The following is a 26475-nucleotide window of genomic DNA, read 5'->3' as shown; positions in this document are numbered from 1 at the left end:
TTTTAAGTATCTAGCACGGGTGACTGTAAAGGTCTTATTTTTAAAACACGCTTACTGCTCCATTGGAGCGGGCTCTTCCCACAAATCTCCTTGTGGTTCTTTTGGATCGGCGGGATTGGTGTTATGCAACGTTAAAATATAACTGGCCACTTGTTGTATTTCCGATGGTTTTAAAGACTGTTTCCACGCAATCATGCCTTTTCCGCTCCGTCCACCTTCAGATACCGTTTGGAAAATGTTTTTAATACCTCCACCTAGAATCCAGTAATCATCTGTTAAGTTCGGGCCAATGGCTCCACCTCCATCTGCACGGTGGCAAGCAACGCAATTGACTTTAAAAATTTCAGCTCCTTTTTTAATATCTCCATCTTCGGTCAACGCAATCACAGTTTTGGCATCTACCAAATCCACAGCAGTTTTCTTATACTCATCAATAGCAATTTGTGCCGCAGCCACTTCTTTTTCGTATTCTATTTTTTGACTGTCGCCATTGAAAACGTGATACTTCAGCATATAGACAAAAGCGAACACAATACTGGCGTAAAAGCCGTAGAGCCACCAAGGTGGTAAAGAATTATCCAGTTCCCTAATACCATCGTAATTGTGGTCTAAGATTATTTCGCCTTCTTCTTCAATTGGCTTGGTCTTGGTTAATTTCTTCATCAAGTTCTTATACCAAGAATTTTCTTCCGCTTCCTTTAATTGTTCTTCTGAAAGTAACCAAGTGGTTAAGCTTTTCATGGAAGCAGCAACAATTTCTGCAGCTACCAACAGCAATGTAAACAATACTAGAAAAATGGAAACTTGCGGATATTTTATAAAGGCCGGCATGTCCCCAGAATCAATAAAATATTCTGAAGCACAGAAAACAATAAGAAGGATGAGTAATACCCTTAAGTATGATGATAATGTTCTCATGATGTTGTGTTTTGATCGTTGTCTTCTAATGGAAAATTACTTACATTCTTGATGTAGTCTTTCTTAGCTGTAAAAACCCACCAAAAAAGAATAACAAAGAATACGAAAAATACGAGCAGGGAAAATATCGGGTAGATGGCTACACCGTCTATAGATTCCAAATAGTTTTTAGCGAATTTCATAATGGTTATTTAATTTTTGAGGTTGATGCTTCTTGATCGAAATTTATATTTATATCTGTTCCCAGTCGCTGTAAATAAGCTATCAATGCTACAATTTCCCGGTCTTTCATTTCCACAAAATCTTCATTGTTCATTTGGGCAGCTCTCTTGTCGGCTTCATAAGATTCTTTAAAATCGGGATCTTGATACAGATTTTCTTGAATGGTAGTAGCCTGCTGATCCATATTTTTTTGTGCATTGGCAATTTCTTCTTCAGTATAGGGAACCCCCATTTTTGCCATTGCCTTCATTTTATCTTCCGTGTCCGATCTATCCAACTTATCGGTAATTAACCAACGGTAGGAAGGCATGATACTTCCTGCCGAAGTACTTTGAGGGTCGTACATATGGTTAAAATGCCAATTGTCGTTATATTTTCCGCCAACACGGTGCAAATCGGGACCGGTACGTTTACTACCCCATAAAAATGGGTGGTCGTACACATATTCCCCAGCCTTAGAATACTCCCCATAGCGTTCCACTTCGCTTCTAAAGGGTCTTACCATTTGCGAGTGGCAAGAAACACAGCCTTCGCGAATATAAATGTCTCTACCCTCAAGCTCCAATGGTGTATACGGTGTAACGCTGGAGATGGTGGGGATGTTGGATTTTACCAAGATGGTGGGAACAATTTGTACCACACCTCCAATTAAAATGGCAATGGTAGCCAAAATAGTGAGCTGTACAGGTTTTCTTTCCAACCAGCTGTGAAACGTTTCTCCAGAGAGTCTCTTTTTAGAAACCCTGGTAAGAGGAGCAGCTTCAGCCAATTCGTCTTTTACGTCTACCCCTTGTTTAATGGTTCTTATGGCATTATAAACTCCAACAGCGGCACCAATTAAATAAAGAGTACCCCCAGCAGCTCTCATGGCGTACATTGGGATAATTTGAGTAACCGTTTCTAAAAAGTTACCGTATAGTAAGGTTCCATCTGGATTAAACTGGTTCCACATAGATGCTTGTGTAAATCCAGCAACATACATTGGTAGTGCATACAATACAATCCCTAAAGTACCGATCCAGAAATGGAAATTGGCAAGTTTTACAGAGAAAAGCTTTGTTTTAAACATTCTAGGAACTAGATAATAGATCATCCCAAAAATTAGGAAGCCATTCCAGGCTAAGGCTCCAACGTGAACGTGTGCTATAATCCAATCGGTAAAGTGCCCAATGGCATTCACGGTTTTTAACGATAACATGGGGCCTTCGAAAGTGGCCATCCCATAACCAGTAATAGCAACCACAAAGAATTTTAATACAGGATCTGTTCTCACTTTGTCCCAAGCACCTCTTAATGTCAGTAGTCCATTAATCATGCCTCCCCAAGAAGGAGCAATTAGCATGATGGAGAATGCAACCCCTAAGTTTTGAGCCCAGTCTGGTAAAGCGGTGTACAACAGGTGATGAGGTCCTGCCCAGATATAAATAAATATTAAAGACCAGAAGTGAACTATGGAAAGTCGGTACGAATAGATTGGCCTGTTGGCTGCTTTAGGCACAAAGTAGTACATAAGGCCTAAAAACGGTGTCGTTAAAAAGAATGCTACTGCATTGTGTCCATACCACCACTGTACTAAAGCGTCTTGTACCCCAGCGTACACCGAGTAACTTTTTAATGCACTTACAGGAAGTTCTAAGCTATTGAAAATATGAAGAACGGCAACCGTAACAAATGTTCCCAAATAGAACCAAATAGCTACGTATAGGTGGCGTTGTCTTCTTTTTAAAATGGTACCAATCATATTTACACCGAAGGCCACCCAAACAAGGGCAATGGCAATATCAATTGGCCATTCTAATTCGGCATATTCTTTAGAGGTGGTATACCCAAGCGGTAGGGTAATGGCGGCAGCCACGATTATAAGTTGCCAGCCCCAAAAATTAAAATTAGATAGAAAATCGCTGTACATTCTAGCTTTTAAAAGTCGCTGTAGGGAATAATACACACCGGCATAAATGGCATTTCCTACAAAGGCAAAAATTACAGCATTGGTGTGCAGGGGCCTAAGTCTACCAAAACTTAACCAGGATATTCCATCGGTTAAATGTGGAAAAATGAATAGAAAGGCGAGAAGGAGCCCAACGAGCATTCCCACCATTCCCCAGAACATAGTGGCATAAAGAAATTTCTTTACAATTTTGTTGTCGTAATAAAATTGTTCCATTTCCATAGTTTACGATTGTTTATTATTATCTGTTGTATTAGGTTCGTTTTTAAGTTCATCCTCAAAAAGCATTCTTACCGAAGGAGTATAACTATCGTCGTATTGTCCAGACCTTACGGCACTTATAAAGGCAATAAAAAAGACTATTGCGACTAAGATGCTGATGGATAAAAGAAGGTAAATTACACTCATGTTTTTTTATTCTGATGCAAAGTTAAATGCTGTAAAAAGCAAAAAGTATGACATTTATCATACTGTTAAAATTATTTTAAATTCCTGCTGAAATAATTGGTGCACAGTGTTGTAAATAAAACAATACTTATGGAACTTAAAGGCATTAAAATGGCAGCAACAACCGGTGATAAATTTCCGGTTATGGCAAACATTAAACCTATGATGTTATACAGGAATGATAGTATAAAACTGGCTTTAATGGTTCTAATCCCATTTTTACATGCTTTTAGATATTTATTTATTTCAGTAATTTTCTTTGCGTCTAGAATAGCATCGCATGCGGGGGAGAATATGTTAACGTTTTCAGAGACTGCAATGCCCACATCGCTTTGTTTTAAAGCACCTGCATCATTAAGTCCGTCTCCAATCATTATTATTTTAGCACCTTCCTCTTGATGGTGTTTTATGTATAATAACTTGTCAATAGGTCGCTGATTAAACAACAACTTTGTGTTTCTAGGAAGTAATTTACGTAAATTTTCCTTCTCGCTTGAGTTATCTCCCGATAAAATTGCGAGTTCGTATTTTTTGCTAAGTTTCGAAAATAATTTGGAAACTCCTTTTCTGTACCTGTTATAGAATATATATTTCCCTTTATATCGATTGTTCGTGCTAATGTGTACGCTGGTTTTTAGTGTTTCTTCGGAGACTTTTTCAGCGACAAAACTTGCAGAACCAATTTTTATATTTTGGTCATTTAACCGCGCTTCTAAACCTTTTCCAGTAGTTTCATGAAATTCATCTAGAGTAATGATGTCGTTGGATTTTAAAATTCCATAAAGCTGCCTGCTCAAAGGGTGATTGGATCCCCGCAAAGTGTTTTTCAATAACTTTTCTTCTTCCGCATTTAAGAAATCGCCTTCGTAAACAATGGAGTTTTTATTGGTTGCGGTTATGGTTCCTGTTTTATCAAAAATCACGGTGTCTGCTTTTGCCAGCTTTTCAATAACATTGCCATCTTTTAAATAGAATCCTTTTTTGCCGAATATCCTCAGTAAATTCCCAAGGGTAAAAGGAGCCGATAAAGCCAGCGCACAAGGGCATGCAATTATGAGAATTGCCGTAAAAACATAGGCGGCTTGGGAGGCATCTTTCCACAGCCAATAGCTCAAGGAAAGAAATGCGATAAGAAGTATGGCGATGGTAAAATACTTACTAATACTATCGGTAAGGTTTTTAAAATTGGCATCGTTATTTTTCTTAAATGCATCGTTGCTCCATAGTTGCGTTAAATAACTTTGGGAAACCGATTTAATAGCCTCCACCTCTATGATATTGCGTGTTTGTTTACCGCCGGCAAAAATTTTATCTCCAGAAGTTTTCTTTACAATATCCGATTCGCCTGTAACAAAACTGTAATCTATATAAGCCTCCCCTTTCATTAAAATGCTGTCTACGGGGATAATTTCCTCATTCCTAATCAAAATACGGTCGCCCGCTTTTACCTCTTGTACCTGTATGCTTTCTTCGATATTATCTTCTTTTAAAACGGTTATTCCAATGGGGAAATAGCTTTTGTAACTGCGTTCAAACGAAAGGAAACTATATGTTTTTTGCTGAAAAAATTTACCAACCAATAAAAAGAAAACAAGGCCCGAAAGGCTATCGAAGAAGCCTTGGCCTGTACCGGTTATAATTTCATAGGAACTTCTAAAAAACAATACCGCAATCCCCAAGGCTATTGGGATGTCTATGTTTAAAACCTTAGAAGTAATTCCTTTATAGGCTGAGATAAAATAGTCGGATGCTGCATAGAAAACCACTGGTAACGAAAACGCAAACATAATCCAGCGAAAAAAGGGTTTGTATTGATCCAGCCAAAATTCACTCACTTCAAAATACTCTGGAAATGATAAAAACATAATATTTCCAAACGCAAAACCTGCGATACCGAGTTTGTAAATAATACTTCGGTCGCTTAAATTCTGTTCGGTATTTTTATTTTCCAGGTTTATTCTTGGTTCATACCCAATGGACGCCAAAAGTGTAACTAATTTTTTTAAGGTTAGACGCTCTGTTTTATAAGTTACGCGTATGGTTTTCTTCGGAAAATTAACCTGAGCATTTTTAATGTTTTTATCTAACTTATGAAGGTTCTCCAGCACCCAAATACAGGAGCTGCAATGAATTGTGGGGATGTAGAGGTTTACAATTTGAATGGTGTCGTCGTTAAATTCCAAAAGGCTTTCAACAATCTTTTCATTGGATAAATATTCGTATTTTTCTTTAATTTCTACCGGCGTAGTCCCCGGGTTTTTTTCGAGATCGTAATATGAAGTAAGGCCACTTTCAGAAAAAATTTCATAAACCGTTTTGCAACCGTTGCAACAGAAGTTTTTAGAATCAAAAACCAATGAATCTTTTTTGCACTCAAGTCCGCAATGGAAGCATAATTCTCTCACTATAAACCAATTTAATAGGGCAAATCTCTTTAAAAATATGAATAAAAATTATGATATTTGTCATAACCAAATAATTAATAAATTTAGAAATGTCGCATAATGGACCTAGTAGATGTGAGCAATGTATAGTGCGAAAGTTTGGTGCGCTTAAAAGTTTGAATAAACAAGAATTACTGTCTGTGGCCGATTGTAAAACGAATAAGACAATTTCCAAGGGCACTTATTTGTTTAAGGAAGGTACACAGCTAAACGGTGTATTTTGTATAAAATCTGGTATTTGCAAGTTGGTAAAACTCTCTTCCAATGGAAAGCACCAAATTGTAAAATTTATTAAAAAAGGGGATCTGTTGGGGCAGCGAAGTTTAATAAGCGACGAAGCCGTTAGCTTATCTGCCATTGCTATTGAAGAAATGGAAGTTTGTTTTGTGCCAAGATCAGAAATCCTTTCTATTTTTAAGAACAACCAAGCGTTCTCGGCAGATATTATAAATGATATTTGCTACGATTTAAAAATGGCGAACGACAGTGTGGTAAATATGGCACAAAAACCGGTTAAGGCTAGGTTTTCTAGGGCCTTATTAGATTTAAAACAAGAATTTGGGGTAGATAATAACGGATTCCTGCAGATCTCCCTTTCTAGGGAAGAGTTTGCCAATGTGGTGGGTACGGCCACCGAATCTATGATTAGAATGATTTCTGATTTTTCTAAAAAAGATTTAATAGCCACGGAAGGCAAAAAAATAAAAGTTGTAAACGATGTAAAGTTAGAACAGCTGGCTGAAGACCTGTAACTTAATTAAGCCTCCAAAATTCTCACAATTTCTTTAATTCCCTGCATTTTTGCATGATCTATAGCTTGAAGTTCCCTGGCATCTTTCATGTTTTTGTCCGCACCGTTTTTTAAGAGTAACCTTACAATGTCTACTCTTCCAAAAGTAGCTGCAAAAATTAACGCAGTGGCATCATTACCATTTGTTAAGTTAACACTTGCACCATGCGCCAATAAAAGCTCTGCGATATCGAGAAAACCTTTAAAGCAAACACCCATTAAAGCTGTATTTCCAGAGGCGTCTTTGGCATCTACGTCTGGATTGAATTTTAAAATACTTCTGGCTACATCTTGATAGCCATAATAGGTGGCGAGCAGCAATGGAGTAGAGCCGCGTTGGTCTATGGTATTAACCAAATTAGGGTCTTCCGTGAGTAATTGCGTTACAATTTTGTCTTCTTCGCTGCGTATAGCATTGAATAGTTCTTCTGTTTTCATGGGCGGGTAGTAATTGAATATTTTCGGCGTTAACTTAAAACGTCATCCTGAGCTTTCCCATATGTGGTAACATGTGGGTCGGCTCAGCATGACATATGTGTTTCAAAATTACAATTTTAAGCTTATACCTCCTCAGGAATTTCGTTGGAATTAGGGTCTACCGTGGTCTTCATTTTTTCAATGGATCTTTCTACTCCCTTACCATAATCTGGATCGGCTGCATAAAAATGTTTTAACTGTCGGTTTACAATCTCTTCAGAAACGCCATCGATGGCCGTAGCAATATTTACAAACAGTCTTTCTTTTTGCTCGTCGTTAAATAAACGGAAAAGATCTCCAGGCTGTTTAAAATCGTCATGATCTTCGTGTCCGTATCGATCTACATCTCCCGAAATACTCATAGGTGGTTCTTGTACCGATTCGTCTGCCACAGGTCCGTTTTTAGAATTAGGCTCGTAATAGGCATCTGGGTTTTCATTGTTGTTGTCGAAAAATCGCATTGCACCGTCTTTATGATAATGGTTAACCTGAGCTTTAGGTGCATTTACCGGTAATGCCTCGTAATGAGTCCCTAAGCGGTATCGGTGTGCATCTGCATAAGAAAAAATTCGTGCTTGCAACATTCTGTCTGGAGAAAAGCTAATTCCCGGAACAATATTGGAAGGGGAGTACGCCGCATTTTCAACATATTGAAAGTAATTGCTCGGATTTCTGTTTAATTCCAATTCTCCTACATCAATTAATGGATAATCGCCATGTGGCCATACTTTGGTAAGGTCAAACGGGTTGTAAGGGGTTTTTTCGGCATCTTTTTCTGGCATGATCTGAACTTTTAAAGACCATTTAGGGAAATTACCATCATCTATGGCTCCAAAAAGTTCTTCTTGGTACGATTCTCTAGTTTTTCCTATAACTTCTGCTGCTTCATCATTGGTGTAGTGTTTATGCCCTTGTTGTGTTTTAAAATGGAACTTTACCCAAAACCGTTCTCCGTCGTGGTTCCAAAAACTAAAAGTGTGTGACCCATAACCGTTCATGTATTGCGGTGCTACAGGTAACCCACGGTCGGACATTAATATGGTTACTTGATGCAAGCTTTCCGGTTGCTGGGACCAAAAATCCCACATGGCTTCCGGAGACCTTAAATTTGTTTTAGGATGTCTTTTTTGGGTTCTTATAAAATCGGGGAATTTATATCCGTCACGCACAAAGAACACAGGGGTATTGTTTCCTACCATATCCCAATTTCCTTCTTCCGTATAAAACTTCAGCGAAAAACCTCTAACATCCCTTTCGGCATCTGCAGCACCCAGTTCACCCGCAACTGTAGAGAACCTAGCCATCACTTCAGTTTTTTTACCAACTTCAGAAAATAATTTGGCGCGTGTATATTTAGAAATATCGTTAGTAACAGTAAAAGTACCGTGTGCTCCCCAACCTTTAGCATGCACCACGCGTTCTGGAATTCTTTCCCTGTTTTGGTGGGCCAGTTTTTCAATCAATTGATAATCCTGCAATAATACAGGACCTCTTTTTCCAGCGGTAATGGAATGCTTGTTCGATGGGACCGGTGCCCCAGCCGATGTTGTTAGTTTTTTCTTGCTCATAATGATATCTATTTAAGTTTGTGTGTATAATGCTGATAATCTTAAAATTACGGAAAATAATTATTTTAAAAGCTGATTTTGGATTGATTAACATAATTAAAGAATAGAGATTGCCTATGCTGATATTGAAATGAAATGTTTTTAGTTATACAATGAAGCGAAATCCTATGATTTATAGGAGCTAAACAATTATTTTTCAGGTTTATAGATAAATAAGTGTCAAATAAATAGATTTATCAGAAATAAAGGCGTTACTTTGCACCCAATAGCAATGAAGCAACACAAAATTTGGTATTTTTTATCCTTCCGAGAATTTATTATCCCACTTTTTTTTACTTTTTGCAATAGATATTCGTAACAGCAGAATACCTTATGGTTTTTTTGTTTTGCGGTATCGACCATTAACATTTTAATTTATACACAATGAAAGAAGGGACAGTAAAGTTCTTTAACAGAACCAAAGGATTTGGATTTATTACCGCAGCAGATAACAGTGAAGATATCTTTGTGCACGAAAGTGGTTTAATTGATGATATCAATGAAAACGACAAAGTAAGATTTGAAACTGAACAAGGTAGAAAAGGATTAAATGCAGTTAACGTAGAATTAGTTGACTAAGCATTTTTAAAGTAGAAAACCATCCTGATAAAGGATGGTTTTTTTATCCCCTTTCGGGTTTGATTTCTCCGAATATTTTTGGTGAAACTATTTATTAACTAAAAATTTTATAGAATGCTTATAATTCCAATTAAAGAAGGCGAAAATATAGATAGAGCCTTAAAAAGATACAAACAAAAATACCGCAAGACGCAACAGTTGAAAAGGCTAAGAGGTAATCAACACTTCACAAAACCTTCCCAACAACGAAGAGAAGAAGTTGCTAAAGCAAAATACAAGCAAGAGTACCAAAGAAAGTTAGAGGATTAATCTCTAACTTTTTTTTTTGACCTTAACTTAAGATATTGAACTTCCCTTTAGGCTGGTAAGACATTAATAGCAACTACCAGTCCTTCATTAGCACGGATATTGAATACCGTATCATCTTCAAAAATTAAATATTGCCCCTTTATCCCTTTTAATTTCCCTTGAAATTCTGGAGTTTTTGCCAGATTGAGACTTTTGGGTTTTTCTGGATAGCTGTTTACCGGGAAATCGATAGTGGTTTCCATATTGTTATCTATAAAATAAGGCAAAGCTTCTTCTGGAATGTACTGCTTTAGGTTTGCCCTATATTCAGCAAGATCCTCGTCTTTAATATCGTTTTTCAACATGCTTCTCCAGTTGGTTTTGTCTGAAACATGGTCTTTTAAAGCCACTTCGGTAATTCCAGCCAAATAGCGATTGGGCAGTTCGGCAATCTCTATGGCCTCGTGTGCCCCTTGATCGATCCATCGGGTAGGGACTTGACTTTTGCGTGTTACCCCAACTTTTACACTACTGGAATTGGCTAAATAAACAATATGCGGTTGTAGTTGTGTTTGTTTTTCGTATGCTAAATCTCTATCTTCAATATCTAAATGTGCTTTGCTTAATTCTGGCTTTAAAATCCAGTCGGCCGCTTTTGGCGTTTCAAAAAAGCAACTTTTACAAAATCCCTGTCGGTAAATAGGTTTGTCTAGGTGACAGTTTAAACATTCGTATTTTACGAATTTAATTTGTATGGTTTTATCGAGTAATTGATTGAAATTTATATAGTTGTTTTCGAATACTAAGTAGTAATTTACCGGTTGTGTAAACTCGGTTTTCATTTTAGTTAGAACACCTTCGAACATGATAAAAGTTTTTTCCTATTTTTATCAAATATAATTTAAAAAAATGCCAATTCCATTATTTAATTCTATTGCTTCATGGTTGCTAAAAAAGCGATTCCACCAAATGGAATTGTTTCTTAAATATCCGCAGGAAGTACAAACCGAGGTGCTTACCTCACTTATGTCTTCAGCAAGGGATACTGAGTTGGGGAAGCAATATGGCTTCAATGAAATGGAGGCCTACCAAACCTTCTCTCAACGGGTGCCTATTGTACGGTATGAAGATATTGAGCCTATGATAGAACGGGCGCGATTGGGGGAGAGTAATATTTTTTGGCCAGGAAGTATAAAGTGGTTTGCAAAAAGTAGTGGAACTACCAATGCAAAAAGTAAATTTATTCCAGTAAGTACCCAATCCTTGGAAGACTGCCATTTTAAAGCGGGAAAAGACATGCTTTCCTTATATTTTAACAACAACGAAGATTCTAAGTTGTTTACGGGTAAAAGTTTGCGCTTGGGAGGCAGTAAAGAGCTCTATCAAGATAACAATACGTTTTTTGGTGATCTATCGGCCATAATAATAGACAATATGCCTTTTTGGGCGGAAATGAGCAGTACCCCGAGCAATAAAGTTTCTTTAATGAGCGAATGGGAAAGTAAATTGGCCGCCATCGTAGAAGAAACGGTAAGGGAAGATGTTACCAGTTTGGCTGGAGTGCCTTCTTGGATGTTGGTTTTGTTGAATGAAGTTTTGGAAAAAACTGGGAAGAACCACTTGTTTGAAATATGGGAAAACCTAGAAGTATATTTCCATGGAGGGGTAAGCTTTAATCCGTATCGCGAACAGTATGAGCGGTTATTGCCTCGGAAGAATTTTAGGTATTACGAAATTTATAATGCTTCGGAAGGGTTTTTTGCCATTCAAGATCGAAATAATTCTGATGAGCTGCTACTCATGCTGGATTATGGTATTTTTTACGAGTTCATACCCATGGACACTTATGGAACCCCTAATGAAAAGATTATTCCGCTTTGGGAAGTGGAGGTCAATAAAAATTATGCTATGGTAATTACTACCAACGCAGGACTGTGGCGCTATTTAATAGGGGATACCGTTCGTTTTACATCTACCGATCCATACCGTATAAAAGTAACCGGAAGAACAAAGCACCATATTAATGTTTTTGGTGAGGAGTTGATTATAGAAAATGCCGAAGAAGCATTGCAGGTAGCCTGCAAAGCAACCGCTGCTGAAATTGTGGATTATACCGCCGGACCTATTTTTATGAAAGGAACAGAAAAAGGCGGACATGAATGGCTTATTGAGTTTAGAAAATTACCAGAAGACCTGCAAGCGTTTACCAAAATAATGGACGACACTCTAAAATCCCTGAACTCAGATTACGAAGCGAAGCGCTACAACAATATTACGTTAAACTTACCTATTGTACATACGGCCCGTAAAGACCTATTTTACGATTGGTTGAAAAAATATGACAAATTGGGTGGGCAACATAAAATACCCAGACTTTCCAGCAATCGACATTATTTGGAGGAATTGTTGGGGATGAATTGATTACATTGGATAGGTATCAAAAAAAATCCCTTCTAAAAGCCATGCCTTCAGAAGAGAAATTATTTCAAGATTATATTTTTATTGATGTTTTGAAACTACAGCGTCTTAGCGACTTTACCAACGGCTGCTATGGTTTTGTCGAGATCTTCATAAGTAAGGGCATCATTTAAAAACCAACTTTCAAAAGCACTCGGCGGTAAGTAAATACCTTCTTGAAGCATCCCGTGGAAAAACTTTTTAAAGGTTTTATTGTTTCCTTTTACTGCCGTTTTAAAATCGTACACTTCTTCTGTAAAATGAACAGAAATCATAGACCCTAAACGATTGATGGTGTAGGTAAGGTCGGTCGCTTGGAGTTCATTCTCAATACCTTTGTGTAGATAAGAGGTTTTATCGGCTAAGCTTTTAAATATGCCTTCGTGCTCATTTAGAAATGTAAGCATGGTAAGTCCCGCTGCCATAGCAAGTGGATTCCCACTTAGGGTTCCCGCTTGGTAAACGGGACCAGTTGGAGCGAGGTAATCCATAATTTCATTGCGTGCCGCAAAAGCCCCCACCGGGAGTCCGCCACCAATAACCTTTCCAAAAGTAACAATGTCGGCTTTAATATTAAGAAGTTCCTGTGCGCCTCCTTGTGCTAAGCGGAACCCTGTCATTACTTCATCAAAAATTAAAAGTATTTGGTGCTTATCACAAAGTTCCCTTAAGCCTTGTAAAAAACCTTTTTTAGGAATAATACAACCCATATTCCCAGGGACTGGCTCAATTATGATAGCGGCAATTTCACCTTTATTCGCTTCTATTACATCCTTAACGCCATCTAAATCATTATACTGGGCCAAAAGTGTGTCTTTAGCAGTTCCTTGCGTTACCCCTGGGCTATTCGGACTTCCAAAGGTGACAGCGCCGCTGCCTGCCTGAATTAAAAAAGAATCGGAATGGCCATGATAACAACCAGAAAACTTAATTATTTTATCTTTTCCTGTAAAGCCCCTTGCTAGTCTAACGGCGCTCATACATGCTTCTGTTCCGCTATTAACAAATCGTATCTTGTCGATATTTGGCACCATGGAAACCGTCAATTTGGCGATTTCAGTTTCGATTTGGGTAGGCATCCCAAAAGAAGTTCCCAGTTCGGCTTTTTCAATAACAGCGTTCACGACTGGTTGAAAAGCATGTCCTAAAATCATAGGGCCCCAAGAAGCGATGTAGTCTATTAATTTATTTCCATCCTCGTCATATAGATAGGCTCCCTTTGCTTGCTTTACAAATATAGGTTCGCCGCCAACGGCATTGAATGCCCTTACAGGGGAGTTTACCCCTCCAGGGATATATTTTTTAGCTTCTGTAAAAAGTGCACTACTTCTTTTATAAATCATCTTCTTCTCAATTTTAATTTAGATACAATATTTGTCCTATTTTAATATTGTTATCCCTTAATCCATTTTTTCTTTTAATATCGTCTACCGAAACATTGTACTTTTTTGATATGGAATACAAGGTATCTCCCTTTTCAACACGGTAGGCATTTTCTGCAATTGGTTTGACTTTTGCTGGATCTACTCCCAGCACCATAGCATCATATTTATAAAGTTGGTATTTTTCTATAAGGCTTATCAATTTGTCTGGGTATCTTCTATCGGTAGCATAGCCAGCGCTTCGAAGACCTTTAGCCCATCCTTTGTAATCATCTTTGTCGAGGTCGAATAAAAAACCATACCTGCTACGGGTGGTTAAAAACTCAGAATGGTTTTGGTAAGAATATAGGGGATGTGTGTATTTCCTAAAACATTCGCCACGGGCATCGTCGTCGTGATAAGCTCTTTCTCCGGTCCATCCAGTGTGGCATTTTATCCCAAAATGGTTGTTGGCTTTACGTACCAGTTCCCCCTTTCCAGCGCCACTTTCCAATATTCCTTGAGCCAAGATAATGCTGGCAGGAATTCCATAATTCTGCATTTGTTTTTGGGCGATGGGTGAATAAACATTTATATAATCGTCTACTGTTTCGGTGTAAACGGTGGTCATAGAAGTAGATTCCAGGGTTTCGGTTTCCTTGGAATTGTTGGAGTCGTAAGTGTTGGTAGAGGGTCTTCTATCTACTGTAGAGTGTTTACGGGGATGTTTTTTTGAGGATGAGGACTTTTTTTTAGCGCCACAGCTCACCAAAAAAAGTACTAAAAAAGCAAAAACTAGACGTCTTATCATCATTTTATAAGTGGTAAATTCTTTTGTTTTAATCGTTTGTTCATTCCAGAAATTCCTTGTAAACCTCCAGTATGAATGGCTAATATTTCTGTTTTCTCATTAAAATAACCAGATTTAATAAGATCTAGTATGCCAAACATCATTTTTCCCGTATAAACAGGATCTAGGGGAATACCAGTTTTTTGCTTGAACTCATTTATAAATGTAATGAGTTCGGTATTTACCTTGGCATAACCACCAAAATGGTAATCGGTATTTAACTTCCAGTTATCATCATGGGCAAATTTACGTATTTCTGTCGGCAAAAAATCGCCTTTTAAGGCTGGAAATCCCAAAACTTGTTGACGAGGTTGTGAACAATTTATGAGTCCGGCAATAGTGCCACCGGTACCTACAGCACAGCATATATAGTTAAAATGGTATTCTTCGAAACTTAGAATTTCTTCGCATCCTCGAACCGCATTGAGGTTGGTACCTCCTTCTGGAATTAAATAGAAGTCCCCGAAAAGCGCTTGCAATTTCTTCAAATTTTCAGAGGTTTCCTTTTTCCTGTAATTCGAACGTGTTTCAAAATAGAGTTTCATTCCGTGTTTTTGCGCAAAGGAAAGTGTGGCGTTGTTTTCCCATTTTTCTTCCAATTCCTCCCCTCGAATCACTCCTATGGTTTGCAATCCATTTTCATATCCGGCATAAGCGGTTGCTGCAATGTGGTTGGAATAGGCGCCACCAAAAGTGAGCAATGTTTTTTTCTGAAGTTTTTGAGCCTCGGCAATGTTGAATTTTAGTTTTCTAAATTTATTCCCCGAAACAAAAGGATGGATGAGGTCTTCCCGTTTGATGAACAATCGAACGTTGGCCGCTTTGGTTTCCTTTAAAATTATCTCTTCGTTGTGCAAGGTGGCGTTTTAAGTGCAAAGGTAGTGGATAAGAAGCACTTTATGGTTGCTATTAAAAGTGTTTCAAAAACGCATAAGAGTTTCGGTTGGAAAGATAGTTTAGGTTGTTTTCGTTTTTATAGGCTTCTTTTTCAAAACTTATATTTCTATAAGCAAGGTTGAGATCTCGAAACTTAAAAATTCCTACTACCCATTCGGTGAGATACCACACGTAAAATGGTATAATAAGTAATTCCAATTGTTGCTTTAGGTGTATGCGTTCGTGATTTATAAGTACTTCATCATCCTTTAGCTTGTCTTCTTTTAATATAATTAATGGCCAAAATGTTAGGCCAACATAGCGTTTTGGGAAAATATGCTTAAAAATAAGAATCATACGCAAGCTTTTAGAGGTGCCATGGTTTTCTATTATCTTTGTAAAGATAAAATGGATTTGTATTTACCAATGCTATTTCCAATTTTTTATTGCTTAAAGTGATGATTATTTAGTTGAAATGAATAAATCGATCGCTTTTTTGAGAATTATTCAAAAATTATGAAGAAAATACTGAAGCCTGAAGAAGGCGATTATTATCTATCACCAGAAGGTTATCGGGTATTTACCGAGCAGTACCATTTAAAGAGAGGGTATTGCTGTGAAAATGGTTGTAGACATTGCCCTTATGGCTTTAAAAAAAATAAAAATTAATGTAGGATTGTTTTAGCACAATGCTGAATGAATATAATTTCCCATGATAGAAGTACAAAATACATTCCATAGTCAGATTAAAGAAGGGATTCCCACTGTTTTGCCTGCAAGGAAACCTTTTGATGAAGAAGTGAACCACGCTCCGAAAAGAAAGGATATCCTAACTTCCGAAGAGAAAAAATTAGCGCTTAAAAACGCATTACGTTATTTTGATAAAAATCTTCACGAAGATTTAATACCGGAATTTAAGCAGGAGTTAGCGGATTTCGGGAGAATCTACATGCATCGTTTTCGCCCCGATTATGATATGTACGCCCGGCCGATAGAGAGTTACCCCGCAAAATCCAAGCATGCGGCTGCGATTATGCTTATGATCATGAATAATCTCGACCCTAAAGTAGCACAGCATCCTCATGAGTTGATTACCTATGGAGGGAACGGAGCGGTTTTTCAGAATTGGGCGCAATATCGCTTAACCATGAAATACCTCTCGGAAATGAATGATGAACAGACCTTGGTGATGTATAGCGGCCATCCAATGGGGCTGTTCCCATCGCATAAAAATGCGCCGAGGGTAGTTGTTACCAATGGAATGATGATTCCAAACTACTCCAAACAAGACGATTGGGAGAAATTTAATGCATTGGGGGTTACTCAATACGGACAAATGACAGCGGGCAGTTATATGTATATCGGTCCACAAGGAATCGTTCATGGTACAACCATTACGGTTTTAAACGGTTTTAGAAAAATTAAAAAAGATCCCAAGGGAGGTTTGTTTGTAACCTCTGGATTAGGGGGGATGAGCGGAGCCCAACCAAAGGCGGGGAATATCGCTGGATGCATTACCGTTTGTGCAGAAGTGAATCCAAAAGCTACTCAAACCAGGCATGAACAGGGTTGGGTAGATGAGGTTATTGATAATTTAGTTGAATTAACAGCGCGGGTTAGAAAGGCCAAGGCCGAAGGGGAAACTGTTTCTATTGCTTATCAAGGAAATGTGGTGGATGTTTGGGAGAAATTTGATGAGGAAGACATAAAGATAGATTTGGGGTCCGACCAAACCAGTTTGCACAATCCGTGGGCGGGAGGTTATTATCCAGTAGGGGTTTCTTTCGAAGAGGCGCAGCACTTAATGGCAAACGATGTAGAAACTTTTAAGGAGAAAGTACAGGAGAGTTTGTGTAGACAGGCAGCAGCTATTAACAAGCACACCCAGAAGGGGACTTATTTCTTCGATTACGGAAATGCCTTTCTTTTGGAAGCTTCGCGAGCCGGTGCCAAAATTTATAAAAATGAAAATGGAGAATTTGTAGACTCCTCTTCCCTTCGGGAAGGGGCTGGGGGATGGGCTTACCCAAGTTATGTACAAGACATCATGGGGCCCATGTGTTTCGATTATGGTTTTGGCCCATTCCGTTGGGTTTGTGCCAGTGGAGATCCAGAAGACCTTAAAAAAACTGATGCCATAGCATGTAGCGTTTTGGAGGCAATGAAAGAAACAGCTCCAGAGGAAATTCAAAAACAATTAGAAGATAATATTCAATGGATCAAGGCGGCACAAGAAAATAAGTTGGTGGTTGGCTCCCAAGCTAGGATTTTATATGCAGATGCTGAAGGGAGAATAAAAATAGCAAAAGCTTTTAATGAAGCTATAGCAAAAAATGAAATAGGTTTCGTAATTTTAGGGAGAGATCATCACGATGTTAGTGGAACCGACTCTCCATATAGGGAAACCTCTAATATTTACGACGGCTCAAGTTTTACCGCAGACATGGCTATACACAATGTAATTGGGGATAGTTTTAGAGGAGCTAGCTGGGTAAGTATTCATAATGGTGGCGGTGTTGGCTGGGGAGAAGTTATAAATGGCGGATTTGGTATGGTTCTTGATGGTACTAAAGAAGCCAATGCTCGTTTGCAGTCTATGTTATTTTGGGACGTAAACAATGGCATTGCTAGAAGGAGTTGGGCTAGAAACGAAGAAGCTGTTTTTGCTATAAAAAGAGCCATGGAAGTGGAGCCTAATTTAAAAGTTACACTGCCTAATATGGTAGACGAAAACTTGTTTTAACTGAAAAAAATATCCGTTGAGATTAAATAACTTAAAAACAAAGTAAAATGAAGACAATTAAACTCTTTACCGGTCTATTGCTTGTAACACTACTTATGGGTGCCTGTTCTTCTATTGATGTGGCAACAGATTACGATCGCCAAGTAGATTTTGGAAAATATAAATCCTTTGCATTTTATAAGCCGGGAATCGATAAAGCAGGAATTTCCGACCTGGATAAAAAACGTATTTTAAGGGCTATTCAATATGAATTACAAAACAGGGGCTATCGATTATCGGAAAACCCTGATATTCTAGTGAGTATCTTTACCAAAGAAGTAGACCGTGTTAGTGTTTATAACAACATGGGCTGGGGCTGGGGTTGGTACGGCGGTCCATGGGGCTGGGGTGGAGGATATCCTAGCGTATACACCGAAACAGAAGGTTCGTTGTATATCGATTTAATAGATGCCGATAAAAAGGAACTGGTTTGGCAAGGAAAGGGAACCGGAGATTTAATTACCGATGGTGATATAGATAAAAAAGAAGCCCGTATCAACGAGTTTGTTAAAGAAATTTTGTCTCAATTCCCACCAGTAACAAGTCAAGTTGCAAGTATTGACTAAGGAAAGAGTTCAACGAATGATATATTATTGATAGTAAGAGGTCACAATTTGTGACCTCTTTTTTTGTTGCCAACAATCCACGATAACGTTTTCGCAATGGACGTAAGTTTTGTATTTTTACATAACCAGTAAAAACGGTAGTAATTTATTGCTTACGCTTTGAGCCAATTGTTGGGAAGCTAGTGCCAACGAATTCTGAGAGTCGTTAAGATGCTCTCAAATATTGGTGAACGAGTATAAATTGTGATAAATACGCGAATTAAAAAAGTCACAATCGCCAAAAGAAATCGAAGTGATGCAATTAGAGGCGCAGCTATACTATGAATGTTTTTATTAATGGAAACAGAAATCTATGGAAAAAGGATATAAAAGCAATCCATTATTAGATCGATTGCCTAAACATTTAAAACAGTTTATCAAACCGCAAGATTATGAGGATTATACCCCCATTAACCAAGCGGTATGGAGATATGTAATGCGCAAAAATGTAGATTACCTCAGTCAGGTTGCGCACAAATCGTATACAGATGGTTTAAAGAAAACTGGCATTTCCATAGACCATATTCCGAGTATGTATGGAATGAACCGTATTTTAAAGGATATTGGTTGGGCCGCCGTTGCGGTTGATGGTTTTATCCCTCCAAATGCTTTTATGGAATTTCAAGCCTACAATGTTTTGGTGATTGCATCAGACATTCGACAACTGGAAAATATAGAATACACCCCAGCTCCCGATATTATTCACGAGGGGGCCGGCCATGCTCCCATAATTGCAAATCCAGAATATGCAGAGTACCTGCGAAGGTTCGGGGAGATTGGTTGCAAGGCTATTTCCAGTGCCAAAGATTACGAAATGTATGAAGCCATTCGTCACCTCTCCATCATTAAAGAGGCGGAAGGAACTTCAGTAGAAGACATAGAAAAGGCAGAGAAAAAAGTAGAAGACCTGCAACAAAATATGGGGGAGCCCAGTGAAATGTCGTTAATTAGAAATTTACATTGGTGGACCGTAGAATATGGCTTGATCGGTACGGTGGAGAATCCCAAAATATATGGAGCTGGCCTACTTTCGTCTATAGGTGAGAGTAAATGGTGTATGACCGATGAGGTGAAAAAACTTCCCTATACCATAGAGGCTACTTTTCAGGATTTCGATATTACAAAGCCGCAACCTCAATTGTACGTTACACCCGATTTTGCACATCTTAGTTTAATCTTAGAGGAATTTGCCAACAAAATGGCCCTCCGTAGAGGCGGATTGAGCGGCGTAAAAAAACTTATAAATTCTACTGCTCTCGGTACTATTGAATTGAGCACAGGGATCCAGATTTCTGGAGTTTTCTCGAAAGTTTTGGAAAACGAAGGAGAAGTAATTTATTTCCAGACCGAAGGGAAAACAGCACTTGCCTACCGGGATAAAGAATTGGTAGGGCATGGAACTAAACAGCATCCACAAGGTTTTGGGAGTCCGATTGGGAAATTAAAGGGCATTAATCTCGCTATTGAAGATATGAGTCCGAGGGATCTTAAAGCGTACCATATTTATGAAGATCATGAAGTAACCTTAGAGTTTGAAGGAGGTATTACCGTTTCTGGAACTATTGTAACGGGAACCCGAAATTTAATGGGGAAAATTATTTTAATCACATTCACCAATTGCACCGTAAAGCATAACGACACTCTTCTTTTCGAGCCAGAATGGGGGACCTATCATTTGGCGGTGGGTAAAGAGGTGATTTCAGCATATAGTGGTCCGGCAGATGTAAATAGTTTCGATTTGATAACACATACACCTTCCGAAAAAACGGTTAAAGCTAAAAAGAATGAAGATACCTTAAAATTGGAGTCGCTTTACCTACAGGTTCGCGAATACCGGGAAGGTAAAAATACAACCATCTCGCGGCACAAGGTTTTCGAGCAGCTTCAGGAGAATTATCCTAACGATTGGTTGCTTTCTGTAGAACTTTATGAGTTGGCAAAAAATAATGGTGATAACAATTTTGCGGAAGAAATTTTGGGACATTTGGAGGCCGTAAAAAGAAATCGCCCTAAAGTGGGGCACTTAATTGATGATGGAATCGAATTGGTGGATAACGCACTGGTGAAATAAAACAGGGGAGAAAGAATCCCCGGCTGGACGACTGTAAAATGTTGAAATGAAACCCCTAATTGGGTTTATACTGGCGCATTTATTGGTTTGCGCGTTAACTAAAAATCAATTAGCTGTGATGCTGTAAAAAGATTTTATATTTTTAGCCGAATTCAATTATCAAGAGATTTGAAAAAATATAGCCTCATTTTAGTTTTCATTTTGGTTAACCTGGCCTGTAAAAACGATAGTGATAAAACCACTACCTTAACTACAGCCAGCGATTCGCTTAAACTTCAGCAAAAAAAAGAAAGAGTTGTAACCGATGAAGCCCTTATAAAGGATATTCTTAGGGCTAAGAATAAAGAACTTTCCACAGAAGATTCCGTATACTATAAGGCGAAAATTAAAAGGCCTCTTGATTCCGGATTTGTAGCATTAAATTTATATGGTAAGGAAAAGCAACTTGGCAGATTAAAAGAATTTAAGCAAACAGCGATTGTAAAAAACAACAAAACCATTACTTCCAGAATTGGTGGAAGCGTTTTTAGAATCGATATCACGGGAAAAAATCGCTATAAAATCTATACACACGATGCCTCCAATAACAGTTTTCATGCTTACGACATCGATTTTAATAAATCTCCAGTAGCCATTAGAAAAGCTATACGCACTGCCAATTTTTACTTCGATTTGCTTCCGCAGAAAAAGTTTGAGTATGCCATAGAAGACCGGGATAAATTTTTTACCATTCGTAAAGATCGCCTTATTACCAACGATTCTGTATTGAGTGCATTGGCCAGCGGAGCGAAAGTTTACCAATCGAATGGCTTGTTGGATCTGCAGGATGCCACCGCCCTTAATACATTTTATTTTGTGGACAGTACAAAAGTATTGGAAAAGTTAATAATGAGGGATTCTGTAAAGGTTTTAACTAATATTACCTTAAGTGGATATAGTGAGAACCTAGGAAAGAAATCGAAATTTAAAAGTGCTTTTGTAAACGATTCTATCTTCAAGGCCATAGAGATTTCAGAAACTCAGACTAAAAATTCGAAACACGTAGTGGCCTATAAAACCGATTCTGTGGTTAAACAGTTCAGGTATACTAAGAAATTTATGTTCAAAACAGCGGCGGTAGATACTTTTACATTTGAAAAAAAGTATCCACAGTACTACCCAGAACTTATAGATAGTACTTTTTTTGTTTATAGTAAGCCTTTTGAAATTAATAAATTGGATGTTCTATGGAGATATTCCGTAAGGTATACTCGAAAAACCAATGCCAATCCAACTGAAGTAGAAGTTTCGGTTTCTAAACGTGACCTCATAAAAGTGGCCGACAGTAGTTTTGTTTTTGAAGCGCCATTGTCCCCAATTAAAAAACCTTACAATATAGGCGATTTGTCTGAACAGGAATATACAGTTACCGATTTCGATATTAACTTCGATGGGTATACCGATTTGCCTTTTCCAGAAGGATACGATTTAAATAGGAATGCAACCTATGCCGCTTATGTTTTTAATCCCACGAGCAAAACCTTTGTAAAGAATGATGCGTTCACGGGGCCATCGTTAGCTCCGCATTTGATTTTGGATAGAGATAACAGGTCTGTAATTTATACTTCCAGTACCGGTAATAATAACTACAGCGCCCGAATTATAAAAATAGGGCAGCAAGGGGAAATTTTGCACAAGGAAACCTATTGGAGTACCAACACCGATGGTAAAATAATTATTCATTACCAAAAAACACAGCGCAGTGCCGTGGTAGAAAAAATAGATAACGTTGCAAAAAACCAAAAGTGGGATCCAAGCGATTTTAAAAATCAATTTTTGCTGTGGATTAAGTCTAGAATAGGCAAATAATTTTGTTTGGGGCCGTCATTCTCAATAAAAATCAAAGTGGCTTTGATCAGGAAGGCTTCCAACATGATATAGAAAGTAGTTTTGCCAGTTTAGTTTTCAGTAAAAGAATAATTAAAACGTTCCCAATCCTCTTTATTTTCAATAACCTCATTGTTGTACACCAACTTCCAATTCATAGAATTTGTTAGAACATAGAACTGCGATAATTCTGTTATCAAGCGGTTTTGAGCATTTTCCTTTAGGCCAGAATTATTGATTTTCTTTTGAATCGCAGCGTTGACTTGATCCTTAATTTTATTGAAGTCTTTCTCGTTAAAAGGATTCAAATAATCACTCGAAATATCGTAATATTTTAAATCTGGGAAAATTTTTATTTCAGGCTCTGGGATTCCGGTGATGTACAGGGTTTGATTATCCTTGTCAATTTCAAAATCAACCTTACTCAAATCGTAAGCTACCGTAACGTCGGCATTTACAACAACAAGGGCTTTTTTTTCGGTGGTAAGCAGGTTTGCTAAAATTTTTTCGGACTGCTGATAATTAAATACCTGAGAAAAATGACCTTCGGTGACAATAAGTTTTCGTACGTTTTTTACCTCTTGCTGAATAAGTGCGGTATTTGCCTCAAGATAAGCCGATCGCTCTTGATGTCTTTTGTAAAGCTGATACGTCCATAAAATTAGAAGGGTAATAATAATCCCGAACAGAATCTTTCGCATGCTAGAATTTTATGTGTGGGTGTTTTTCTGAAAGATACGTAATTTTCTGCTGAAGCTTTTCTTGAAATTTTTTGTAATCGTTACTTTCAGCATTAAAGGGGCGATGCGCCATTCCCTGTTGTACTTGCTCAACAGTTTTCATAGTTTCTTCCGTAGTATGGGAAATCCAGACCTCTTTAAATTTCTCCCAGATATATGTTACGGCTGTTTTGTTGGGGTGAATCATGTCTTCCGCATAAAACCGATAATCCCGCAACTCATCCATCATAAGTTCGTAGGAAGGGAAATAATGGGCATTTAGTTCTTTCTCTTTCTCAAGAACATTTTGAACGGCTGAAATTAAATGTGCTTTGCTGCGTTGGTTTTCCACAAAACCATCTTTAATATGGCGGACTGGGGAAACGGTGAAAATTACCGTGGCGTCTGGATTTAACTTTTTTGTTAGCTCCAGCATTTGGTTGATGGATTTCTCTATGCTTGGAACACTGGCTATTTTCTTTTGAAAGGCTTTTTGGGGTACTTTATGGCAATTGGCGACCCAATGGCCAGTTTCTTTTAATTCATAGCCCCAAGCTGTTCCCAAGGTGAAAATTAAGTGAGATGAATTAATGACGCAACGTTTGGTGTTTTTTAAAGTTTGGTTGAGGTTTTTTAGTATTTCTTCTTTAGAAACATTGCTTAAGTTAGAATGTACTTCAAAACAATGCCAGCGTTCGTTCCAAAAAAAAATATCTTTCTCGGTATATGCCTTTTCTGAGATCACTCGTTGTAACAAGGTTTCAATGGCTTGAGGGTGAAATATAATTCCAAATGGATTTACTTCAGCCTTAAACTTATAAAAATGGAGCTTTTCGCCAATGTTTTCTACAAAACAAGATCCCATTAAAAAAACATCCGACTCGTATTTGATGGAATTTGGTTGCGATTTTAATGGGATTTGTGTTTGTAATTTCATTTTTTATTTCTTTTCTATAAGTCCGGCCCTTCTAAGTAACGCGTCGGGCTGTGGTTCTTTACCTCTAAATCTTTTGTACAGCTCCATAGGGTTCTCGGTTCCGCCTTGCGTCAGGATGTTGTCTTTGAATTTTGTAGCCACTTCTTTGCTAAAAATACCTTGTTCCTTAAAAAACTCAAAAGCATCTGCATCGAGTACTTCTGCCCATTTATAACTGTAATAACCAGCAGAATATCCTCCTTGAAAAATATGGGAGAAAGCTGTACTCATACAAGTTTCCGGTGTTTCCGGGTATAGGCTGGTTGCCTCAAAAACTTCATCTTCGTGAGCTTTCACATCTTCAATATACGTTGGGTCTACTCCATGCCAGCTCATATCTAACATACCAAAACTTAATTGGCGTAGGGTTTGCATCCCTTCCATAAAAGTAGCCGATTCTATTATCTTCTCGACATACTCCATTGGGATTACCTCGTTGGTTTCGTAGTGTTTTGCAAAAAGCTCGAGAGCCTCTTTTTCATAACACCAATTTTCTAAAACTTGGCTGGGCAATTCCACAAAATCCCAATACACACTGGTACCGCTTAAACTTGGGTAAGTGGTATTGGCAAGCATTCCATGCAGCGCATGACCAAATTCATGAAACAGAGTGGTTACCTCGTTAAAGGTTAGCAACGAAGGTTTCGAGGCTGTAGGTTTTGTAAAATTGCAAACTATGGAAATATGCGGACGCGAATTTTCACTGTTTTTTACATACTGGGGTTTGTAGACAGTCATCCAAGCCCCATTTCTTTTCCCAGGACGGGGATGAAAATCTGCGTAAAATATGGCAGTAAGCTCATTGGCTTCATCTAAGACCTTATACGTTTTAACATCTTTGTGGTAGGTGTCGATTTCCTTGGTTTCTTCAAACTGTAATCCATATAACCTTTTGGCGATCGTAAAAACCCCATCGATAACATTTTCCAGTTTAAAATATGGCTTTAGTTTTTCGTCATCGAGATTAAACAGTTTTTGTTTTAATTTTTCTGTATAGAACGCACTGTCCCATTTTTGTAATTTTTCGAGATTATCCTCTTTCTTGGCAAAACTTTCCAGTTGTTGAAATTCCCTTACAGCTGCTGGCTTTGCCTTTTCCAGCAATTCTTCCAAGAAAGTATTTACTTTTTCGGGGGTTTTGGCCATACGCTCTTCAAGAATAAAATGGGCATGGGTTTGGTAACCCAACAACTCGGCTCTTTGTTGACGCAGGCGAACAATTTGTTTTACGTTCTCTCGATTGTCATGTTGGTTGCCTTGAAAAGCTTTGCTTCCAAAAGCTAAAGACATTTTTTTTCTTAAATCCCTGTTTTCAGCATAAGTCATAAACGGGATATAACTGGGGTAGTTAAGTGTAAAAACCCAACCTTCTTTATCGCGGGATTTAGCCTCGTCGGCGGCTGCTTCCAAGGCGCTTTCGGGAAGCCCTTTTAGATCGGCTTCATTGGTAATATGCATTTCGAAAGCGTTGGTTTCTGCCAATACATTTTCCCCGAATTTTAAACTTAGCTGGGATAACTCTTTGTCAATTTCCCGAAGGGTGGCTTTTTTGTCTTGGGGAAGGTTAGCGCCATTTCTAGAAAAACTTTTATAGGTTTTTTCCAATAGCATGGTTTGTTCCCTGTTGAGAGATAAGGATTCCCGTTTATCCCAAACAGTTTTTACGCGTTTAAAAAGCGCTTCGTTTAAGCGGATATCATTCCCGAACTCCGACAAAAGTGGCGAAATCTCCTGTGCCAATTTTTGGATTTCATCATTGGTCTCCGCACTGTTCAGATTAAAGAAAATAGAAGTCACCCTATCCAATTGTGCTCCAGAAAACTCTAAGGCTTCAATCGTGTTTTCGAAAGAAGGAGGTTCTTGGTTTTCCGTAATACTGTTAATTTCCTTTTTGGTTTTTGAAATTTCTTCCTTGATTGCCGGAAGAAAGTCTTCATTTTTTATTGCTGAAAAAGGAGCGGTTTGATAAGGTGTTGTAAATGTATGATTAAGCAAATTTGCCATTTTTATTTTTTTAAAATTTCAATGAATTACAAAGTAATAAACTTATACGGGTTGCCCCAAAGTTTTAAGAATTGATTAACCTGAAACAATTATTTACCCGCATTTAGTAATGGATTTTAGCTTATTTGAGAAATATTCTTCCGTTTATCGTAAAAACACAACGTAAAAACGATTTTCTTAAAAATAAC

At 38.0% G+C, this 26475-nt stretch carries 24 protein-coding genes; 9 read left to right on the top strand and 15 right to left on the bottom strand.

The window, feature by feature from the left end:
• Window positions 1-51: 51 nt before the first annotated feature.
• The 5 genes from HX109_RS03160 to HX109_RS03140 form a co-directional block, all read right to left on the bottom strand.
• Window positions 52-918: a cbb3-type cytochrome c oxidase N-terminal domain-containing protein gene (locus tag HX109_RS03160; protein WP_178949758.1), complete on the bottom strand. Its 867-nt coding sequence runs from the start codon at window positions 916-918 to the stop codon at window positions 52-54.
• Window positions 915-1103: a CcoQ/FixQ family Cbb3-type cytochrome c oxidase assembly chaperone gene (locus tag HX109_RS03155; protein WP_178954026.1), complete on the bottom strand. Its 189-nt coding sequence runs from the start codon at window positions 1101-1103 to the stop codon at window positions 915-917. The genes HX109_RS03160 and HX109_RS03155 overlap by 4 nt, the downstream gene beginning before the upstream one ends.
• A 2-nt stretch (window positions 1104-1105) precedes the next feature.
• Complete coding sequence (gene ccoN / locus HX109_RS03150) at window positions 1106-3310, bottom strand: cytochrome-c oxidase, cbb3-type subunit I (RefSeq protein WP_178949757.1); 2205 nt, start codon at window positions 3308-3310, stop codon at window positions 1106-1108.
• 3 nt (window positions 3311-3313) lie between these two features.
• A complete protein-coding gene (gene ccoS, locus HX109_RS03145; protein WP_178949756.1) occupies window positions 3314-3496 on the bottom strand; it encodes a cbb3-type cytochrome oxidase assembly protein CcoS in 183 nt (60 codons plus the stop codon).
• A gap of 71 nt (window positions 3497-3567) precedes the next feature.
• On the bottom strand, window positions 3568-5943 hold the full coding sequence (locus HX109_RS03140; protein ID WP_410504059.1) for a heavy metal translocating P-type ATPase: 2376 nt from the start codon (window positions 5941-5943) through the stop codon (window positions 3568-3570).
• A 152-nt stretch (window positions 5944-6095) separates the two neighbouring features.
• Between HX109_RS03140 and HX109_RS03135 the strand changes: the two genes are divergently transcribed.
• On the top strand, window positions 6096-6731 hold the full coding sequence (locus HX109_RS03135; RefSeq protein WP_317170432.1) for a Crp/Fnr family transcriptional regulator: 636 nt from the start codon (window positions 6096-6098) through the stop codon (window positions 6729-6731).
• Between the two features lie 5 nt (window positions 6732-6736).
• Here the strand turns inward: HX109_RS03135 and HX109_RS03130 are convergent, their stop codons facing one another.
• Together HX109_RS03130 and HX109_RS03125 are read right to left on the bottom strand one after the other, a co-directional pair.
• On the bottom strand, window positions 6737-7207 hold the full coding sequence (locus HX109_RS03130; protein ID WP_178949753.1) for an ankyrin repeat domain-containing protein: 471 nt from the start codon (window positions 7205-7207) through the stop codon (window positions 6737-6739).
• A gap of 122 nt (window positions 7208-7329) precedes the next feature.
• The gene (locus tag HX109_RS03125; RefSeq protein ID WP_178949752.1) at window positions 7330-8814 is read right to left on the bottom strand and encodes a catalase; all 1485 of its coding nucleotides are present in this window, start codon (window positions 8812-8814) and stop codon (window positions 7330-7332) included.
• 423 nt (window positions 8815-9237) lie between these two features.
• Between HX109_RS03125 and HX109_RS03120 the strand changes: the two genes are divergently transcribed.
• The gene (locus tag HX109_RS03120; protein ID WP_178949751.1) at window positions 9238-9432 is read left to right on the top strand and encodes a cold-shock protein; all 195 of its coding nucleotides are present in this window, start codon (window positions 9238-9240) and stop codon (window positions 9430-9432) included.
• Between the two features lie 114 nt (window positions 9433-9546).
• Entirely contained in the window at window positions 9547-9741 is a 195-nt protein-coding gene (gene rpsU / locus HX109_RS03115; RefSeq protein WP_178949750.1) for a 30S ribosomal protein S21, read from the top strand.
• A 47-nt stretch (window positions 9742-9788) separates the two neighbouring features.
• On the opposite strand, the gene HX109_RS03110 is transcribed toward rpsU, so the two are convergent.
• On the bottom strand, window positions 9789-10589 hold the full coding sequence (locus HX109_RS03110; RefSeq protein ID WP_178954024.1) for a DUF2797 domain-containing protein: 801 nt from the start codon (window positions 10587-10589) through the stop codon (window positions 9789-9791).
• Window positions 10590-10629: 40 nt separating this feature from the next.
• Here HX109_RS03110 and HX109_RS03105 point away from each other — a divergent pair, with 40 nt between their 5' ends.
• Window positions 10630-12141: a GH3 auxin-responsive promoter family protein gene (locus tag HX109_RS03105; RefSeq protein WP_178949749.1), complete on the top strand. Its 1512-nt coding sequence runs from the start codon at window positions 10630-10632 to the stop codon at window positions 12139-12141.
• Window positions 12142-12236: 95 nt separating this feature from the next.
• Here HX109_RS03105 and hemL read toward each other — a convergent pair whose 3' ends face one another.
• Genes hemL through HX109_RS03085 form a run of 4 tightly spaced genes read right to left on the bottom strand, consistent with a single transcriptional unit; the run spans window position 12237 to window position 15621 of the window.
• Window positions 12237-13520, bottom strand: a complete 1284-nt coding sequence (gene hemL / locus HX109_RS03100; protein ID WP_178949748.1) for a glutamate-1-semialdehyde 2,1-aminomutase — start codon at window positions 13518-13520, stop codon at window positions 12237-12239.
• A gap of 13 nt (window positions 13521-13533) precedes the next feature.
• A complete protein-coding gene (locus HX109_RS03095; protein ID WP_178949747.1) occupies window positions 13534-14352 on the bottom strand; it encodes a glucosaminidase domain-containing protein in 819 nt (272 codons plus the stop codon).
• Window positions 14349-15245: a 1-aminocyclopropane-1-carboxylate deaminase/D-cysteine desulfhydrase gene (locus tag HX109_RS03090; protein ID WP_178949746.1), complete on the bottom strand. Its 897-nt coding sequence runs from the start codon at window positions 15243-15245 to the stop codon at window positions 14349-14351. Before HX109_RS03090 ends, HX109_RS03095 begins: the two co-directional genes overlap by 4 nt.
• Window positions 15246-15297: 52 nt before the next feature.
• The gene (locus HX109_RS03085; protein ID WP_178949745.1) at window positions 15298-15621 is read right to left on the bottom strand and encodes a hypothetical protein; all 324 of its coding nucleotides are present in this window, start codon (window positions 15619-15621) and stop codon (window positions 15298-15300) included.
• Between the two features lie 159 nt (window positions 15622-15780).
• On the opposite strand from HX109_RS03085, the gene HX109_RS03080 reads away from it, so the two are divergent.
• From HX109_RS03080 to HX109_RS03060, 5 genes are all read left to right on the top strand, one after another.
• Entirely contained in the window at window positions 15781-15933 is a 153-nt protein-coding gene (locus tag HX109_RS03080) for a DUF5522 domain-containing protein (protein WP_178949744.1), read from the top strand.
• A gap of 43 nt (window positions 15934-15976) precedes the next feature.
• Window positions 15977-18007, top strand: a complete 2031-nt coding sequence (locus HX109_RS03075) for a urocanate hydratase (RefSeq protein WP_178949743.1) — start codon at window positions 15977-15979, stop codon at window positions 18005-18007.
• 47 nt (window positions 18008-18054) lie between these two features.
• A complete protein-coding gene (locus HX109_RS03070; protein ID WP_178949742.1) occupies window positions 18055-18612 on the top strand; it encodes a DUF4136 domain-containing protein in 558 nt (185 codons plus the stop codon).
• 352 nt (window positions 18613-18964) lie between these two features.
• Window positions 18965-20722 (top strand): aromatic amino acid hydroxylase, encoded by a 1758-nt coding sequence (locus tag HX109_RS03065; RefSeq protein WP_178949741.1) that lies wholly within the window; start codon window positions 18965-18967, stop codon window positions 20720-20722.
• A 168-nt stretch (window positions 20723-20890) separates the two neighbouring features.
• Window positions 20891-22570 carry an XAC2610-related protein gene (locus HX109_RS03060; RefSeq protein ID WP_255462753.1) on the top strand — a complete coding sequence of 560 codons (1680 nt, stop codon included), beginning with the start codon at window positions 20891-20893 and terminating at the stop codon, window positions 22568-22570.
• 89 nt (window positions 22571-22659) lie between these two features.
• Here the strand turns inward: HX109_RS03060 and HX109_RS03055 are convergent, their stop codons facing one another.
• The 3 genes from HX109_RS03055 to HX109_RS03045 are packed head-to-tail and all read right to left on the bottom strand — an operon-like array spanning window position 22660 to window position 26287.
• Entirely contained in the window at window positions 22660-23289 is a 630-nt protein-coding gene (locus HX109_RS03055; protein WP_178949740.1) for a DUF4230 domain-containing protein, read from the bottom strand.
• Window position 23290: 1 nt separating this feature from the next.
• Window positions 23291-24244 carry a GSCFA domain-containing protein gene (locus tag HX109_RS03050; protein ID WP_178949739.1) on the bottom strand — a complete coding sequence of 318 codons (954 nt, stop codon included), beginning with the start codon at window positions 24242-24244 and terminating at the stop codon, window positions 23291-23293.
• Window positions 24245-24247: 3 nt separating this feature from the next.
• The gene (locus tag HX109_RS03045) at window positions 24248-26287 is read right to left on the bottom strand and encodes a M3 family metallopeptidase (RefSeq protein ID WP_178949738.1); all 2040 of its coding nucleotides are present in this window, start codon (window positions 26285-26287) and stop codon (window positions 24248-24250) included.
• Window positions 26288-26475: the final 188 nt, after the last annotated feature.

This window comes from Galbibacter sp. BG1 (genome assembly GCF_013391805.1).
Classification (GTDB): domain Bacteria; phylum Bacteroidota; class Bacteroidia; order Flavobacteriales; family Flavobacteriaceae; genus Galbibacter.
The sequence above is the reverse complement of the archived record's forward strand: the minus strand, read 5'-3'. Positions and strand labels throughout refer to the sequence as shown.

What these genes read in the sequence shown, in the direction of transcription:
- HX109_RS03085 (WP_178949745.1), bottom strand. Translation starts at nt 15,621, where the DNA reads ATGATTCTTATTTTTAAGCATATTTTCCCAAAACGCTATGTTGGCCTA.
- HX109_RS03130 (WP_178949753.1), bottom strand. Translation starts at nt 7,207, where the DNA reads ATGAAAACAGAAGAACTATTCAATGCTATACGCAGCGAAGAAGACAAA.
- ccoS (WP_178949756.1), bottom strand. Translation starts at nt 3,496, where the DNA reads ATGAGTGTAATTTACCTTCTTTTATCCATCAGCATCTTAGTCGCAATA.
- HX109_RS03125 (WP_178949752.1), bottom strand. Translation starts at nt 8,814, where the DNA reads ATGAGCAAGAAAAAACTAACAACATCGGCTGGGGCACCGGTCCCATCG.
- HX109_RS03080 (WP_178949744.1), top strand. Translation starts at nt 15,781, where the DNA reads ATGAAGAAAATACTGAAGCCTGAAGAAGGCGATTATTATCTATCACCA.
- HX109_RS03095 (WP_178949747.1), bottom strand. Translation starts at nt 14,352, where the DNA reads ATGATGATAAGACGTCTAGTTTTTGCTTTTTTAGTACTTTTTTTGGTG.
- HX109_RS03065 (WP_178949741.1), top strand. Translation starts at nt 18,965, where the DNA reads ATGGAAAAAGGATATAAAAGCAATCCATTATTAGATCGATTGCCTAAA.
- ccoN (WP_178949757.1), bottom strand. Translation starts at nt 3,310, where the DNA reads ATGGAAATGGAACAATTTTATTACGACAACAAAATTGTAAAGAAATTT.
- HX109_RS03105 (WP_178949749.1), top strand. Translation starts at nt 10,630, where the DNA reads ATGCCAATTCCATTATTTAATTCTATTGCTTCATGGTTGCTAAAAAAG.
- HX109_RS03045 (WP_178949738.1), bottom strand. Translation starts at nt 26,287, where the DNA reads ATGGCAAATTTGCTTAATCATACATTTACAACACCTTATCAAACCGCT.
- hemL (WP_178949748.1), bottom strand. Translation starts at nt 13,520, where the DNA reads ATGATTTATAAAAGAAGTAGTGCACTTTTTACAGAAGCTAAAAAATAT.
- HX109_RS03050 (WP_178949739.1), bottom strand. Translation starts at nt 24,244, where the DNA reads ATGAAATTACAAACACAAATCCCATTAAAATCGCAACCAAATTCCATC.
- HX109_RS03055 (WP_178949740.1), bottom strand. Translation starts at nt 23,289, where the DNA reads ATGCGAAAGATTCTGTTCGGGATTATTATTACCCTTCTAATTTTATGG.
- HX109_RS03075 (WP_178949743.1), top strand. Translation starts at nt 15,977, where the DNA reads ATGATAGAAGTACAAAATACATTCCATAGTCAGATTAAAGAAGGGATT.
- HX109_RS03160 (WP_178949758.1), bottom strand. Translation starts at nt 918, where the DNA reads ATGAGAACATTATCATCATACTTAAGGGTATTACTCATCCTTCTTATT.
- rpsU (WP_178949750.1), top strand. Translation starts at nt 9,547, where the DNA reads ATGCTTATAATTCCAATTAAAGAAGGCGAAAATATAGATAGAGCCTTA.
- HX109_RS03070 (WP_178949742.1), top strand. Translation starts at nt 18,055, where the DNA reads ATGAAGACAATTAAACTCTTTACCGGTCTATTGCTTGTAACACTACTT.
- HX109_RS03120 (WP_178949751.1), top strand. Translation starts at nt 9,238, where the DNA reads ATGAAAGAAGGGACAGTAAAGTTCTTTAACAGAACCAAAGGATTTGGA.